At 61.0% G+C, this 14,170-nt stretch carries 17 protein-coding genes (1 of these 17 only partly in view); 15 read left to right on the forward strand and 2 right to left on the reverse strand.

The features are described from left to right. The first annotated feature begins 44 nt into the window (after positions 1 to 44). The 11 genes from ACPV0M_RS11465 (at position 45) to ACPV0M_RS11515 (ending at position 9,778) form a co-directional block, all read left to right on the forward strand. Entirely contained in the window at positions 45 to 1,043 is a 999-nt protein-coding gene (locus tag ACPV0M_RS11465) for a Rossmann-like and DUF2520 domain-containing protein (protein WP_425620762.1), read from the forward strand. Then, complete coding sequence (gene panB, locus ACPV0M_RS11470) at positions 961 to 1,761, forward strand: 3-methyl-2-oxobutanoate hydroxymethyltransferase (protein WP_425622204.1); 801 nt, start codon at positions 961 to 963, stop codon at positions 1,759 to 1,761. Before ACPV0M_RS11465 ends, panB begins: the two co-directional genes overlap by 83 nt. Positions 1,762 to 1,862: 101 nt before the next feature. Continuing rightward, positions 1,863 to 2,699, forward strand: coding sequence for a pantoate--beta-alanine ligase (panC, locus tag ACPV0M_RS11475; RefSeq protein ID WP_425620763.1), 837 nt, complete (start codon positions 1,863 to 1,865; stop codon positions 2,697 to 2,699). A gap of 17 nt (positions 2,700 to 2,716) precedes the next feature. Then, positions 2,717 to 3,064, forward strand: a complete 348-nt coding sequence (gene panD, locus ACPV0M_RS11480; protein WP_425620764.1) for an aspartate 1-decarboxylase — start codon at positions 2,717 to 2,719, stop codon at positions 3,062 to 3,064. A gap of 108 nt (positions 3,065 to 3,172) precedes the next feature. Then, entirely contained in the window at positions 3,173 to 3,571 is a 399-nt protein-coding gene (locus ACPV0M_RS11485; RefSeq protein ID WP_425620765.1) for a hypothetical protein, read from the forward strand. A 14-nt stretch (positions 3,572 to 3,585) separates the two neighbouring features. After that, positions 3,586 to 3,945, forward strand: a complete 360-nt coding sequence (locus ACPV0M_RS11490) for a spore coat protein (RefSeq protein WP_425620766.1) — start codon at positions 3,586 to 3,588, stop codon at positions 3,943 to 3,945. A 196-nt stretch (positions 3,946 to 4,141) separates the two neighbouring features. After that, positions 4,142 to 5,077 carry a quinolinate synthase NadA gene (gene nadA, locus ACPV0M_RS11495; RefSeq protein WP_425620767.1) on the forward strand — a complete coding sequence of 312 codons (936 nt, stop codon included), beginning with the start codon at positions 4,142 to 4,144 and terminating at the stop codon, positions 5,075 to 5,077. Positions 5,078 to 5,230: 153 nt separating this feature from the next. Next, complete coding sequence (gene nadB, locus ACPV0M_RS11500) at positions 5,231 to 6,811, forward strand: L-aspartate oxidase (protein WP_425620768.1); 1,581 nt, start codon at positions 5,231 to 5,233, stop codon at positions 6,809 to 6,811. A 1-nt stretch (position 6,812) separates the two neighbouring features. Beyond that, on the forward strand, positions 6,813 to 7,655 hold the full coding sequence (gene nadC, locus ACPV0M_RS11505; RefSeq protein WP_425620769.1) for a carboxylating nicotinate-nucleotide diphosphorylase: 843 nt from the start codon (positions 6,813 to 6,815) through the stop codon (positions 7,653 to 7,655). Between the two features lie 215 nt (positions 7,656 to 7,870). Continuing rightward, complete coding sequence (locus tag ACPV0M_RS11510) at positions 7,871 to 8,854, forward strand: biotin--[acetyl-CoA-carboxylase] ligase (RefSeq protein ID WP_425620770.1); 984 nt, start codon at positions 7,871 to 7,873, stop codon at positions 8,852 to 8,854. 156 nt (positions 8,855 to 9,010) lie between these two features. Further along, positions 9,011 to 9,778 carry a type III pantothenate kinase gene (locus tag ACPV0M_RS11515; RefSeq protein WP_425620771.1) on the forward strand — a complete coding sequence of 256 codons (768 nt, stop codon included), beginning with the start codon at positions 9,011 to 9,013 and terminating at the stop codon, positions 9,776 to 9,778. A 261-nt stretch (positions 9,779 to 10,039) separates the two neighbouring features. On the opposite strand, the gene ACPV0M_RS11520 is transcribed toward ACPV0M_RS11515, so the two are convergent. Together ACPV0M_RS11520 and ACPV0M_RS11525 are read right to left on the reverse strand one after the other, a co-directional pair. After that, entirely contained in the window at positions 10,040 to 10,228 is a 189-nt protein-coding gene (locus ACPV0M_RS11520; protein WP_425620772.1) for a hypothetical protein, read from the reverse strand. Then, a complete protein-coding gene (locus tag ACPV0M_RS11525; protein ID WP_425620773.1) occupies positions 10,221 to 10,955 on the reverse strand; it encodes an ImmA/IrrE family metallo-endopeptidase in 735 nt (244 codons plus the stop codon). The genes ACPV0M_RS11520 and ACPV0M_RS11525 overlap by 8 nt, the downstream gene beginning before the upstream one ends. Before the next feature lie 205 nt (positions 10,956 to 11,160). On the opposite strand from ACPV0M_RS11525, the gene dusB reads away from it, so the two are divergent. From dusB to lysS, 4 genes are all read left to right on the forward strand, one after another. After that, positions 11,161 to 12,111, forward strand: coding sequence for a tRNA dihydrouridine synthase DusB (gene dusB / locus ACPV0M_RS11530; RefSeq protein ID WP_425620774.1), 951 nt, complete (start codon positions 11,161 to 11,163; stop codon positions 12,109 to 12,111). A gap of 130 nt (positions 12,112 to 12,241) precedes the next feature. Continuing rightward, on the forward strand, positions 12,242 to 13,354 hold the full coding sequence (locus tag ACPV0M_RS11535; RefSeq protein ID WP_425620775.1) for a shikimate dehydrogenase: 1,113 nt from the start codon (positions 12,242 to 12,244) through the stop codon (positions 13,352 to 13,354). 128 nt (positions 13,355 to 13,482) lie between these two features. Next, entirely contained in the window at positions 13,483 to 13,968 is a 486-nt protein-coding gene (gene greA, locus ACPV0M_RS11540; protein ID WP_425620776.1) for a transcription elongation factor GreA, read from the forward strand. A 139-nt stretch (positions 13,969 to 14,107) separates the two neighbouring features. After that, a protein-coding gene (lysS, locus tag ACPV0M_RS11545) for a lysine--tRNA ligase (protein ID WP_425620777.1) crosses the window boundary here: on the forward strand, positions 14,108 to 14,170 show its 5' portion. It continues 1,446 nt past the right edge of the window; 63 of the gene's 1,509 nt are visible here — the first part of the coding sequence; it begins with the start codon at positions 14,108 to 14,110; its stop codon lies off the right edge, out of view.

Consider the following 14,170-nt stretch of genomic DNA (forward strand, 5'->3'; position numbering starts at 1 on the left):
CCCCCAAGATGTAAGGGGAGGGTAGGTTGAAAGGAAGTGTGAACTTGATAGATAAACGTATCGCCGTAATTGGTGCCGGCAAGGTGGGTTCGGCCTTGGCCCTGGGGCTCTCCCGGGCCGGGTGCGCCGTAACGGGCGTCGCTTCCCGCAGCCCGGCGTCGGCGGGCAGGCTGGCGTTCCTGATCGGCTGCCGTCCCTGTGCCACCCTGTCCGACGCGGCTGCCGGGGCTGAAGTGCTTATTATTGCCGTGCCCGACAGGGCCGTCGGCCGTGTCGGGAGAAAATTGGCCCGGTCGGGCGCCGTCCGTCCGGGGCACGTCGTCATTCACACCAGCGGGGCGCTTCCGTCCGGCGCGCTGGACGCGGTGCGCGGGCAGGGGGCTGCGGCAGCTTCGATGCACCCGGTGCAGTCGTTCGCCCGGCTTGACGACGTGGAGCGCCTGTACGGCTGTTACTACGGCGTCGAGGGCGACCCCAAAGCCGTGGCAGCGGTGCGGGAGATGGTTTCTTTGCTGGGCGGGCGCGTCCTCCCGCTGGACGGCTGCGACAAGGCCCTTTACCACGCGGCCGCGTGCGTGGCCTCCAACTACTTGGTGGTGCTGCTGCACCTGGCCCGGACGCTCATCGAGAGCGCCGGCGTAGACGCGGAACAGGGCCGGCGGGCGCTTTTGCGCCTGGCGGAGGGCACCCTGGCCAATGCCGGGGAGATGGACCTGCCCAGCGCGCTCACGGGACCGATCGCCCGGGGCGATACGGGGACCGTGGCCCGGCACGCGCGCGCCATGAGCGGCATCGTCCCGGAAGCCGCCAGGCTTTACGGCCACCTGGGCCTGTACGCCGTCGAACTCGCCCGCGCGGGAGGCGGCCTGGACGCCCTGCGGTCGATAAAAATGGTTAATCTTTTAAAAGGGGTGACGGCAGATGACGGTTTCCCGGGTGACCACGGCGTCGCTGCGCCGGATGAAGCAGGACGGGCGGCGGATCACGATGCTGACGGCCTACGACTTCCCGACGGCCCGCATAGTAGACGGGGCGGGCATTGACCTTATCCTGGTGGGCGACTCGGTCGGCAACGTCGTCCTGGGCTACGAGACGACCATTCCCGTGACGGTGGACGATATCGTCCATCACTGCAAGGCCGTGGTCCGTGCGGCCAGGAGGGCGATGGTGGTGGCCGACCTGCCGTTCCTTTCTTATCACGTGTCCCGGGAGGAGGCCTTGCGCAACGCCGGGCGTTTGATGCAGGAAGGCGGGGCGCACGCCGTGAAGCTGGAGGGGGGCCACCAGGTCGTCGAGACCGTCCGCGCCCTTGTCGGAGCGGGCATTCCGGTGATGGGCCACCTCGGGCTGACTCCCCAGTCGGTCTACCAGCTAGGGGGCTTCAAGGTTCAGGCCAGGGATGCGGCGGCCGCCTGCCAGTTGCTGGACGACGCCCGCGCCCTGGTGGAGGCGGGTATTTTTGCCCTTGTCCTGGAGTGCGTGCCTTCTTCCCTGGCCAGGCTGGTCACCGCATCCCTGGCGGTACCGACCATCGGTATCGGGGCCGGGCCCTTCTGCGACGGGCAGGTCCTGGTCACCCATGACCTCCTGGGCCTTACCGGGGACTTCAAGCCCAGGTTCGTGAAGCGTTACGCCGCCCTGGGACAGCAGATGGCCGCGGCCATCGGGGCCTATGCGGCCGAGGTGCGGGAAGGGGTCTTCCCCGGCCCGGAACATGGCTTCGAAATGCCCGAAGAGGAACTGGAGAAGCTATTGAAATAGCTTCTCCAGTTCCTCGCGTTCAGCACTCAGCTTTCAGATTCCGAATGCCGAATGCTGAACGCTTAGCACCGTCGGCACGAGCCCGAGAAGGAGGGATCGGATTGCGAGTTCTTTCTACCGTTTCCGAAGTGAGGAAGGTTGTTCAAGAGTCACAACGCCCGGTTGGGCTCGTACCGACGATGGGTTTCTTCCACGAGGGGCACCTTTCCCTGATGCGGGCGGCCAGGGAGACCTGCGCCACGGTGGTGGTCAGCATTTTCGTCAATCCCCTGCAGTTCGGCCCGCGGGAAGACCTGGACGCCTATCCGCGGGATCTGCCGCGGGACCTGGCTATGGCCGAGGGCGTCGGCGTCGACCTGGTCTTCGCCCCCGGCGTGCAGGAGATGTACCCTGAACGGCAACTGGCCTGCGTCGAGGTGGAGAAGATCAGCGAAGGCCTGTGCGGGGCAAAGCGGCCCGGGCACTTCCGGGGCGTGGCCACCGTGGTCGCCAAGCTTTTCAACATCGTCCAGCCCGACGCGGCCTTCTTCGGTCAGAAGGATGCCCAGCAGCTTCAGGTCATTCGCAGGATGGTACAGGACCTTAACTTCCCGGTGACCATCGTCCCGTGCCCCATCGTGCGCGAGCCCGACGGCCTGGCCATGAGCTCACGAAACGTCTACCTCACGCCGGAGGAAAGGAGGGCGGCCGTCGTCCTCTACCGGAGCTTGAAGCGGGCGGAGAACCTGATCGCCGGCGGCGAGCACGACGCCGGGAAGATAGAGAGCTTCCTGGCGGAAAGCATAGCAAGTGAGCCGCTGGCGCGCCTGGATTACGCCGAGGTCCGCGCCCTCCCGGACCTTGCAGCGAAGCCCGTGCTGTCGGGGGAGGTCATCCTGGCCGTCGCCGCCCATTTCGGCCGGGCCAGGCTGATCGACAACCTGATCGTAAGAGTCTAAGGGGGGGGTGGCTGGTAATGCTGCTCGCTATGCTTAAGGCTAAAATTCACCGGGCCGTGATTACCGACGTAAACCTGTCGTATACCGGGAGCATCACCATAGATGAAGAACTCCTGGACGCGGCAGGCATCTTTGTCCACGAAAAGGTGCAGGTTGTCAATCTTGCTAACGGCGAGCGTTTTGAAACCTACGTTATTCCAGGCCCGCGAAATTCCGGAACCGTTACCCTCAACGGGGCTGCGGCGCGCCTGGGGCTTCCCGGGGACCCGGTGATCATCATGGCTTACGCCCTGATGGACGAGGACGAGGCCCGGAATTACCAACCGCGTGTGGTCCTGGTGGACGAAAAGAACAGGCCCGTATAAAACACTGAGGCGAAGTTTTTCAAGAGTCCCAAACCGGCTGGATGGATACATAAGTTACTACTTCCTCCGGCAAACTAAGATAGAAATCTTAGTAAGGGAGGAACAGCAGTGCAACACTACCAAGCCCAAACGTTTGGACAAATGCAGGCCCAGGGACAGGTCATGCCCGAGCCTCCGATGGTTCTTTCCACGAAGGATCACCTGTACCTGAAGGACGCTATGTCCTGGCTGTTGACAGCCATCAAGAAGTGCCGTCATTTTGCGCAAGAATGCAACGATTCCGACGTGAAGCAGGCCCTGGACAAGACCGGCCGCATGCACCAGATGCACTACCAGATGCTGTTGAATCACCTGCAGCCCATGCAGCAGCAGCAACTGCTCCAGCAGTACGCCCAACGGCAACAACAGCAGCAGCAACAGCAACAGTTCCAGGCGCAGGTCCAGCAGGGACAGCAGTTTATGGCCCAGCAGCCGGCCCAGACCGTCGGCCAGCACTTTACGTCGTAGAGGAGGGAAGACTTGTGCAACAGCAACAGCAAAACATCATCAAGAATCCCAAGTCCCCCAACGAGCTGCAGGTTAAGGGCCCGAATCTGAACAACAGGGACCGTGTCAACGACCTCCTGGCCACGGAAAAGTACCTTACCGACAACCTGAACGTATTCGCCCGCGAGGCCAGCCACCGTTCCCTGCACAATGACGTGATGCGGGCGCTAATTGAGACCCACCAGAATACGCGGGACATCTTCAACCTGATGTTTCAAAAAGGCTGGTACACGCTCGAAGGAGAAGAACCCCAGAAGATCGCCGATACCCACCAGAAGTTCCAGAGCTACGCCGGCAGCCAGTTCCCCTACGGCCAGGGCGGCATGACCAGCTAGCGCGGGGTATAGGATGTAAGGTGTAGGGTATAGGGTTGGAAGGACTCCAGGCGCGGCGCTCACCGCCGCGCCTTGCCTTGACAATAATTCCTTTGAAACATTAGAATTAGCATAACACTTAACCGGGAAACCGGATTTTCTGTTTGTTTTTGGCTTTTGCGCCGGTAGCCTTCGGAACCGGGCAGGCGCTTTAAGCATGTATACTGGGGGAGAAAGCGTGGCTCACGGTAAGGAGTTAGTTGAACGGATCCAGGAGCTGAAGAAGCAGCGCAACGCGGTTATTCTTAGCCACTATTACCAGCGGCCCGAGGTACAGGACATCGCCGACTTCGTCGGCGACTCCCTGGAACTGTCCAGCAAGGCCGCCGGAACGGACGCCGACGTCATCGTTTTTTGCGGTGTGCACTTCATGGCCGAGAGCGCGGCTATCCTTTCCCCCGACAAAACCGTCCTGCTGCCGGAACTGTCGGCTGGATGTCCGATGGCCGACATGGTCACGGCCGAGAAACTCCGCGCCAGGAAACAGGATCTGCCAGGGGTCCTCGTGGTTTCGTACGTTAACACCTCGGCTGCGGTCAAGGCCGAAAGCGACATCTGCTGCACCTCGGCCAACGTGGTTAAGGTCGTCAGTTCCATACCGCAGGAGCAGGAGATCCTTTTCGTCCCCGACGCCAACCTGGGGCGGTACGCCGAGCAGGTCACGGGGAGGAAGATGCACCTCTGGCCCGGCTATTGTCCCGTCCATCATAATTTGCGTCCCGAAGACGTGCTGGAGGCGAAGGATGAGCATCCTGACGCCAAGATCCTCGCCCACCCCGAGTGCCAGCTGAACGTCATCGCCCTGGCCGACCACGTCGCCAGCACTTCGGGGATGCTCCGGTTCGCCCGCGAATCGGCCGCCCGGGAGTTCATCGTCTGCACTGAAGAGGGACTGCTGCACCAAATGCGGCGCACCTGCCCGGGCAAGGAGTTTTACCTCGCCTCGCCCGCCTTGGTTTGCGAGACTATGAAGTTCACGACGCTGGAAAAGCTGGCGTGGTCTCTTGAAACCCTTACCCCGACGGTGACGGTCGAACCTGAAACGCAACAGAGAGCGATGAAGGCTCTCGAGCGGATGCTGGCAATTACATAATGGCAATGAGCACTGGGCGCTGGGATAAATATTGGAAAGGGATTCGGTTATACCGAATCCCATCCTAAAGTATCTCAATGCCCAATAAGTATCTCAATGCCCAATACCCAACGCTCAATGCCAATGCCCAATGCATCTTGGGAGTGACACAGCGTGGCGCCTCGTTACCTTGTTAATTTCGACAGCCGGGAGCTGCTCCAGTACGAGGTTGAGTACCTGGTGATCGGGAGCGGTATCGCGGGGCTGTATACGGCCTACACCATCGCCAAGGCCGGGGGCGACGTCCTGGTTATCACCAAGCGGATGGTGGAGGATACCAGCACCGAGCGTGCGCAAGGGGGAATCGCGGCGGCGATCAGCGCCAGCGACTCCCCCTTGCTGCATGAGCAGGATACCCTCGGAGCCGGCGCGGGACTCTGCGACGAAGAGGCTGTCCACGTCCTGGTTACCGAAGGGCCGGAGCGGGTCAGGGAACTGGTTTCGCTGGGCGCCAGGTTCGATCGGGCGAACGGCGATTTCGCCCTCACCCGTGAAGGGGCCCACAGCCAGCGGCGCATCCTCCACGCCAGCGGGGACGCCACGGGCGCCGAGTTACAGAGGGTGCTGTCGTTCCAGGCCCACGACATCGGGGTCCCGATCTTGGAGTGGCATTTCGCCGTGGATCTCCTTGTTAAGGACGGGCGGTGCTACGGCGCGCTGGTCCTGCAGGAAGACCGGAACAGGCTGGTCGTATTCTGGGCCAGGGCCGTCATCCTGGCCACCGGCGGGGCTGGTCAACTGTACCGCCGCACGACCAACCCCCAGGTCGTCACCGGCGACGGGATGGCCCTAGGCTACCGGGCCGGAGCCGAGCTGAGCGACCTCGAATTCGTGCAGTTCCACCCTACCGTACTGGCCCTTCCGGGCGCGCCTTCCTTCCTCATTTCCGAGGCGGTGCGCGGCGAGGGCGGCCTCCTGCGTAACACCGCCGGCGAAAGGTTTATGCCCGGCTACCATCCCCTGGCCGAGCTGGCTCCCCGGGACGTCGTCACCCGCGCCATCCTAAAGGAGATGGAGAAAACAGGTGCGGATCACGTGTACCTGGACGTTTCCCACCTGCCGCCCGGACAGGTCGAGCATCGCTTTCCCACGATCAGCAGGACGTGCAAGACCTACGGGGTTGACGTAGCCTGCGACTTGATCCCGGTTGCGCCGGCGGCCCACTACATGATGGGCGGTGTTAAAACCGGCCTGGACGGGCAGACCTGCATCAACGGCCTGTATGCCTGCGGGGAAGTGGCCTCGGCCGGCATCCACGGCGCTAACCGCCTGGCTTCCAATTCTCTGCTCGACGGCCTGGTTTTCGGCGGTCGTATCGCCAGGGCGGTTATGAGCCGCAAGAACGAGACAACGTTAGCGCGTCCGTCTTTTGCCTGCCGCGATTTGCGCGACGACGAGACCGACTACCAGGCCTTGAAATCAGAACTTCAGCAGATAATGCAGGAATATGTCGGTCCCTTGCGTTCGGCCGAGGGGCTGGCTAAAGCCCTGGCTTTCTTCGACCGCTGGCAGTTTTTACGCCACTGCCGGACTGCCGGGCCGGAGGCCCTGGAGGTGCGGAACATGCTCGAGGTCGGCCACCTCATCGCCGAGGCGGCCATGTGCCGGACCGAGTCCCGCGGCGCCCATTTCAGGACCGATTTCCCGGAACGCCGGGAACGGTGGGAGAAGCACCTGAGTTTTCGGAGGCAGTGACGTGGAGCTGGTAAGCAGGGCGCAGATCGAACAGTGGCTGGCCGAGGACATCGGGCCCGGCGACATCACCTCGCAGGCGGTCATTCCCGAAGATGCCGTCGCGACGGGGCGGTTTATCTGCAAGGAAGAGGGGGTGGTGGCGGGTCTGGGGCTGCTTCCTCTGGTGTTTTCCTGCCTGGACAGCGATGTCGTCGTGACCGCCGCCGTGCAGGACGGCGAGCGGGTGTTCCCGGGAACGGTCCCGGCTCTGGTCAGCGGAAGGGCGCGGCCCATCCTGGCCGGCGAGCGCCTGGCCCTGAATCTCTTGCGCCACATGTCGGGGATCGCCACGAGGACCCGCGCCTTGGTGGAGATGGTCCGGGAATTCAACGTCCGGGTCGTGGACACGCGCAAGACGACGCCGGGCCTAAGGGCCCTGGAGAAATACGCCGTGCGTGTCGGGGGCGGGTTCAACCACCGGTTTGGCCTCTACGACGGTGTCCTGATCAAGGACAACCACATCGCCGTGGCCGGCGGGATCAGGGCGGCGGTGCAAAAGGCCAGGGCGACCTGCCCGCATACGTTGAAGATCGAGGTCGAAGTCGAAGACCTGGCCGGCGTCGCGGAGGCCCTGGAAGTCGGGGCCGACGTCATCCTGCTGGACAACATGCCGCCGGCGTTGATGGCCGAAGCCGTGCGCATCGGCCGGGGACGGTGCCTGTTCGAGGCCTCGGGCGGGATCACCGAAAGCACCATCCGGGACGTCGCCGCCGCGGGCGTCGACCTGATCTCCGTGGGGGCCCTGACGCATTCGGTCAAGGCCTTGGATATCAGCTTGGACGTACAAATGAGCATTAAGTGCTGAGCACAGAGCACTGGGACAACTTTTATCAGTTACTTCAAGACGCTGGTGGAAACGGTTGTTTATCACATCTAACCTATGGCAACAATGTCGCTAACAGGGTACGGTGACGGGTCGGGAAGGCCGGTTTAAGGATTAAGGTTAATCCCCGACCCCAAAGCCCAGCACCCGATGCCCAGTGCTTTAGGCGCGAGATTGTGCACTTTGAAGGGGACAAGGTGAAGACGCAGATTCTCAATCTTCTAAAGCAAAAGGGAGATTACATTTCCGGGGCCGAAATCTCACGACGATTGGGGGTTTCCCGGGCTGCCGTCTGGAAGCATATCGAGGCTTTGCGCCGGGACGGCTACGTGATCGAAGCCGCCCCTAGGCTTGGTTACCGCTTCGTGGAGGCCCCGGACCTGCTGTTGCCGGCCGAGGTTCAAGCCGCCTTGAGGACGCGGGTTTTCGGCCGCTATTATCACTACCTGGAGGAAACCGGGTCGACCAATGACGTGGCCAGGGAACTGGCCGCTCAGGGCGCGCCGGAAGGTACCCTGGTGGTCGCTGAGCGGCAGGCCAAAGGACGGGGGCGAATGGGCCGGTCCTGGTCGTCCCCTGCGGGGGGGCTGTGGTTTTCGCTTGTTCTCCGTCCCGCCATCCACCCCTCGGGGGTGGCCGGTGCGAACTTCCTGGCTGGCGTGGCGTGCGCCGAGGCCCTTTCATCCCTCCCCGGCATTCGACCGCGTATCAAATGGCCGAACGATATCTTACTGCAGGACCGCAAAGTCGGCGGCATCCTGCTCGAACTCAGCGCCGAGGCCGACCGGGTTAACCATCTCGTGCTCGGCATCGGCATCAATGTTAATGTAGACCTCGACGATTTTCCCGCGTCGTTGAGGAGCAACTCTAGCAGTCTAGCGGCCCACCTGGGGAGAAGGGTTTCGCGGCTTGATGTCTTAGCGTCTGTCCTGGAGGCCCTGGAAGAATGGTATAACCGCTGGTTGCGTGAAGGGTTTGCTCCAGTGATTGCCGCGTGGCGGGAGTGGCAGGAATCCTTGGGGAAACAGGTGAGGGTTATCGACGCCCAGGGAGAGTGGCTGGGTACGGCCATAGACGTTGACGACCACGGCGCCCTGCTGGTTGAACGCGCTCCTGGAATGGTTCGGCGGGTGCTCTCCGGGGATATCTTCGCTGAAATCGCCCAGCCCCAAGAAGGATGAAGGAAATCTACTGCTATAGGGCCAGGACAGGAGCCCTTCCGTTTAGGCGTAATTCATTAATTTCCGGTCCCGAGAGGGGATCCATCCTGAATTTCCGGTCCCGAGGGGATCCATCCTGGTGGAGCTCGGGCTGACTTAAGTGGAGGGGAGCCATTCTTGTTACTGACTTTGGACGTCGGGAACACCAATATCGTTTTGGGGCTTTACGAAGGAGAAAGACTGGCCGCCCACTGGCGGGTTTCGACCCGGCGAAGCTGGACGGTCGACGAGTTCGGCCTGCTGTTGAAACAGCTTCTGCTTGACAGGGGCTTTGCACCGGCGGACGTTAAGGCGGTCGCCGTTTCTTCGGTGGTACCCCCGGTCAACCCTATGCTGGAAATGGCCTGCCGCAAGTATTTCGCGTGCGACCCCCTCGTCGTGGGCCCGGGCCTGAAGACCGGCGTGCCGATCAAGTACGAAAACCCCCGCGACGTGGGCGCGGACCGCATCGTCAACGCCGTCGCCGGCCTGGCGGAGTACGGCGCCCCGCTGGTGATCGTCGACTTCGGGACGGCCACCACCTTTGACGCCGTTTCCGCCAGGGGGGAATACCTTGGCGGGGTGATCGCCCCGGGCATCGGGATTTCGTGCGAGGCACTGTTCGCGCGGGCGGCGCGCCTGCCGAGGGTGGAACTGGTACGGCCCCCGGCGGTTATCGGGCGGAATACCGTACACAGCATGCAGGCCGGGATCGTCTTCGGCTTTGCCGGCCTGGTGGACAACATCGTCAACTTGATGCGGGCCGAACTGGGCGGTGCGGCGACAGTGCTGGCCACCGGGGGAGAGGCCGAGCTGATCGCCGGCGAGAGCGCCGCCATCCAGCATGTCGACCCCTTCCTGACGCTCAAAGGCCTGCGGATTATATACGAACGTAATAAACAATAGCACTGCGCATTGAGCACTGGGCATTGGGACATAAATTGACGGAGGGTCGGTATCCTTCCTACCGTTACGGACAGAGGTCTGGCTTAGGTTCGCAGGACTCCGTACCGCAGGGCCGGGTTGAGCCACCCTTTAAGCTTTCCGAATTATTCAAAACCAGGGCAAAGCAAGGCGGCCGCCCATTGAACATGGGCCAGCCGCCAATTCCACAATGTTTGTTGTTAGTGTTCCTTGTTTTTGGCGGACAAGGGTCGTGTTCTTTTGTCACCTATGTAGACCTTCTTGTTGGCGGCGGATTACTTCTTGGAAGTCGTAGTCCGGAAGAAGACGCTTCTTGTTCTTCATTTCCTGCCAGATTTGTTCGCCTTCGTAAGCCGTAATAATGTTGGGGACCCACAGAAATGATGCCAGGCAGTCATTATCAAAGACGACAGGGTATCGAAGGCTAGTCATCTTCGGTCTCCCCGCCGAACAGGACGTCTTCCAGTCCGGCTTCCAGAAGCAACTCTTCGTATTTCCCTCGTGAGATCAGGTCCCGGTCGAGAGCCTCCCGCGCTTTCTCGGCATAATCCGACATTACCCAGTAGTCAGCAGTGGTTTTGTACAGACTGGTATCGTAGCCTAATTCTCTTGCCACACGGGTAATCCCGTCTTTCCATTGTTCCGCTTGATGGTTGGAGATTTTACCCATTTGTTGCAGGCGGATGAGCATTGCTTGGTGACTGATGCCGAAATACTGCTCCAGAAAAACGCAGTCGGCAAGGGAAACCGGTCTGGACGGTTTTTGGCGCTTGTTAAGTAGGTAGTCTATTGCTTGGTCGGGAGCCAAAAAGTGACATGCGAACAAATCTGCCTCTTTTTCAATGGGAGATTTAGGGTTGTGCAAGCCTATTTCGCAAATCTGCCCGGTAAGAGCTTCGTGATAGAGTAGATGGCACAATTCGTGGGCAGCGGTGAAATGCTGGTGGCCACGGCTACGATTAGTATTGATAAGGATGATTCGTACATCATTGTTCTGCACAAAAAGCCCGGAAACGTTAGAGGCCAAAGGACGACCAATGATCGAGACGTTTAGAATGCTGCGGAGGATGTTCAGGATATTTACTGACTCATTGGCGCTGACTCCGAGCCTATTTCGAGCTTCAATGGCGCGGGTCTTGGCATCTTCGGCCATTCCCATCTAGGATTTGCCTCCCAAAAGTGAGTTAAGATAGCGAAGGTTCTTGGCAAACCGGTTGACAAGAGCAATCTTTTCATGGGATCTCGCGGATATGAGTGTTATAAGGCAAAGGCCGAAATGGGACGAGCTTACCGGCGAGTGGAGGATTTTCTGTTTTAATTCGGGAAAAGAAAGAATACTAAAGTGATTGCAGGCGGTGAAACGGTTGCATATCGGTCCCTTGGTTCTGGAAAACCCCGTGGTGGCCGCGCCCATGGCCGGCGTCACCGACAAGGCCTTTCGCCTGCTGGCCCGGGAAATGGGCTGCGCTTTAACCTTTACGGAGATGATCTCCGACCAGGCCCTCCTGTTCGGCAGCCGCAAGACCCTGGAGATGCTGGACATCGAGGGCGAGCACCCCATCGCCGTGCAGCTCTTCGGCTCGCGGCCGCACGACCTGGCCCTGGCCGCCCGCCTTGCGGCTCAGGCAGGCGCTGACATCATCGACCTGAACATGGGGTGCCCGACGCCGAAGATCGTCAAGAACGGTGAAGGGGCGGCCTTGATGCGGGACCCGCGCCTGGCCGCGGACATCGTCGCCGCGGTGATCGACGCCGTCCCGCTGCCGGTCACCGTAAAGATGCGCCGGGGCTGGGACCCGGATTCCCCGGACGCGGTGGAGGTGGCCGGCGCCGTGGCGGAGGCGGGGGCGTCGGCGGTCACCGTGCACGGCCGCTACCGGAGCGAGTTCTACAGCGGCCGCGCCGACTGGGGCGTCATCCGGGCGGTCAAGGAAGCGGTGGACGTGCCGGTGATCGGCAACGGCGACGTCTGGACGGCGGTAGACGCCCGGCGCATGCTGGACGAGACGGGCTGCGACGGGGTCATGATCGGGCGGGCGGCGCGGGGGTACCCCTGGATCTACCGGGAGGCCGTCCACTACCTGGCCGCCGGGGAACTGCTGCCGCCTCCGCCGGCGGAGGAACGGGTGGCTATGGCCCTCCGCCACCTGGATCTCCTGATGCTCTACAAAGGAGAAAAAACGGCCGTCTTGCAGATGCGCAAGCATGCCGCCTGGTACAGCCGCGGCCTGCGCGGCGCGGCCCGCCTCAGGGTGCAGCTGCACCGGGCCGATAGCGCCGAGCAACTTCGCGCAATGATCGAGGCGCTCCTATAAATTTGTTTTGCCGGTACAAGATTGAGAAAGGCGACTCTTGCCTAGAAGTTGGAAATAGATATAGAATTGATTAAGTCTGCCCGCTTTTTGCATAACCTAACCGGTGACTGATTTGGGAGGCTAAAAGTATTTGGAGCGTTTTGCGTTTGTCATTCACCCTTTATCTGTAGAAGACGTTGCCCGTAAGTTTAAGTTTGCCAGGTACCTGCCCCAGCGCTGGGTCGAAAAAGGCATCAGCATGCTGCCGCCGCTTAAGACAAGCCATATTACCGGCATTCGCTCCGCGGCGGACCCGGCCAACGAGATCGAAGGCTGGCTGGTCGGGTGCCCCCTCACCGCGCGCCAGATCATGACCCTGCCCAAGGAGTTCGTCCTCGAAAAGGTCGTGCAGACCGGCAGGCTGGCCGAGCGTCTTGGGGCGAGAATTCTCGGCCTGGGAGCCTTTACCAAGGTGGTGGGGGATGCCGGGATTTCTGTCGCCAAGCGCCTGCATATACCGGTAACTACGGGGAACAGCTATACCGTCGCCACCGCCATCGAGGGCACCAGGGAAGCCGCCGGGATGATGGGCCACCGCATGGAAGAGGCGGAGGTGGTTGTCGTGGGTGCTACAGGCGCCATCGGCTCGGTTTGCGCCCAGATCCTGGCCAGGGAAGCCAAGAGCCTCACGATTGTGGGCCGGGACACCGGCAAGCTGGAACTGCTCGGTCAGAAAATCCTCTACGACAGCGGACTGGCGGTAAGGGTGACCTCCGACCTGAAAGCGGCCCTGCGCCGGGCCGACGTGGTGATCACTGTTACCAGCGCCGTGGACGCCATTATCGAGCCCGAAGACTTGAAGACCGGCGCCGTGGTCTGCGACGTGGCCCGCCCGCGTGACGTTTCCCGCCGTGTGGTGGAGAAACGCGATGACGTCCTGGTTATCGAGGGCGGAGTGGTTATTCCGCCGGGGGACGTGGATTTCCACTTCAACTTCGGTTTTCCGCCGAAAACGTGTTACGCCTGCATGGCCGAAACCATGATCCTGGCCCTTGAGAAGAGGTTTGAAAGCTACACCTTAGGCCGGGAGCTTACCGTCCGCCAGGTCGAGGAGATCGCCGGCCTCGCCCGCAAACACGGGTTCAGGCTGGCCGGGTTCCGCAGCTTCGAACGCGCCGTAACGCCCCAGACCATCGAACAGATCAGGGCCAACGCTCAAGCGCGCCGTATTCTTGACAAGGGTCATGCCGGTCATTATAATTGATGCAAAGTAAAACAGGAATGAGGGGCACTGCGGGCGGCATAAATGCAGTGCCTAAAACTTTGTCTTTTGCATATTGTTCATAGTGCGTTGCGATATCAGGCACTGGGTTTGAAGGAGCGGTTAGTCATATGAAAGAAAAAGAAGTCATCCTGACCGTTACGGGTCTGAAGAAACTCGAGGAACAATTGGAGCATTTGAAATCGGTGCGTCGCAGGGAGGTAGCCGACCGCATCCGGCAGGCCATAGATTTCGGAGACATCTCCGAGAATTCCGAGTACGAGGACGCCAAGAACGAGCAGGCCTTCATTGAGGGCCAGATCATCGAGCTGGAAAAGATGCTGCGCAACGCCAAGGTCATCGACGCCACCGACGTCGATACCGCGGAAGTCAGCATCGGTTCGACGGTGCGGCTGGAAGACCAGACCAACGGCGGCGAACTCGAGTTCACGATCGTCGGCTCGATGGAGTCCGACCCGAGCGCCAACAGGATTTCCAACGAATCCCCCGTGGGCAAGGCCCTTATGGGCAAAACGACCGGCAGTATCGTCGAGGTGGAGGTACCGGTGGGCGTCCTCAAGTACAAGATCTTGGACATTCAGCGCGCGTCGCTGTAAAAAAGGCGCTAAGCATTAAACATCGGGCGTCAGAAGACTTTAGGACGTCAGACTTATCATCGGAATCGGCCCGGGCCGATTCCTTCATCTTGTTTTGCAGCTTAAGGCTTGGTGCTTATAGCTTGTTTTGGAGGTACAGATGGACAGGGTGCACGAACAACAGCTGGACTTGTCTGAACTGGAGAGGGTGAGGAGGGACAAG

Origin of the sequence: Desulfosceptrum tomskiensis (assembly GCF_049818055.1) — a bacterium.
Classification (GTDB): domain Bacteria; phylum Bacillota; class Desulfotomaculia; order Desulfotomaculales; family JASEER01; genus JBFLVT01.

Excerpts from the sequence above, each read along its gene's own strand:
- panB (WP_425622204.1), top strand. The coding sequence starts at position 961 with ATGAAGCAGGACGGGCGGCGGATCACGATGCTGACGGCCTACGACTTC.
- panD (WP_425620764.1), top strand. The coding sequence starts at position 2,717 with ATGCTGCTCGCTATGCTTAAGGCTAAAATTCACCGGGCCGTGATTACC.
- nadA (WP_425620767.1), top strand. The coding sequence starts at position 4,142 with ATGTATACTGGGGGAGAAAGCGTGGCTCACGGTAAGGAGTTAGTTGAA.
- ACPV0M_RS11520 (WP_425620772.1), bottom strand. The coding sequence starts at position 10,228 with ATGACTAGCCTTCGATACCCTGTCGTCTTTGATAATGACTGCCTGGCA.
- ACPV0M_RS11525 (WP_425620773.1), bottom strand. The coding sequence starts at position 10,955 with ATGGGAATGGCCGAAGATGCCAAGACCCGCGCCATTGAAGCTCGAAAT.
- greA (WP_425620776.1), top strand. The coding sequence starts at position 13,483 with ATGAAAGAAAAAGAAGTCATCCTGACCGTTACGGGTCTGAAGAAACTC.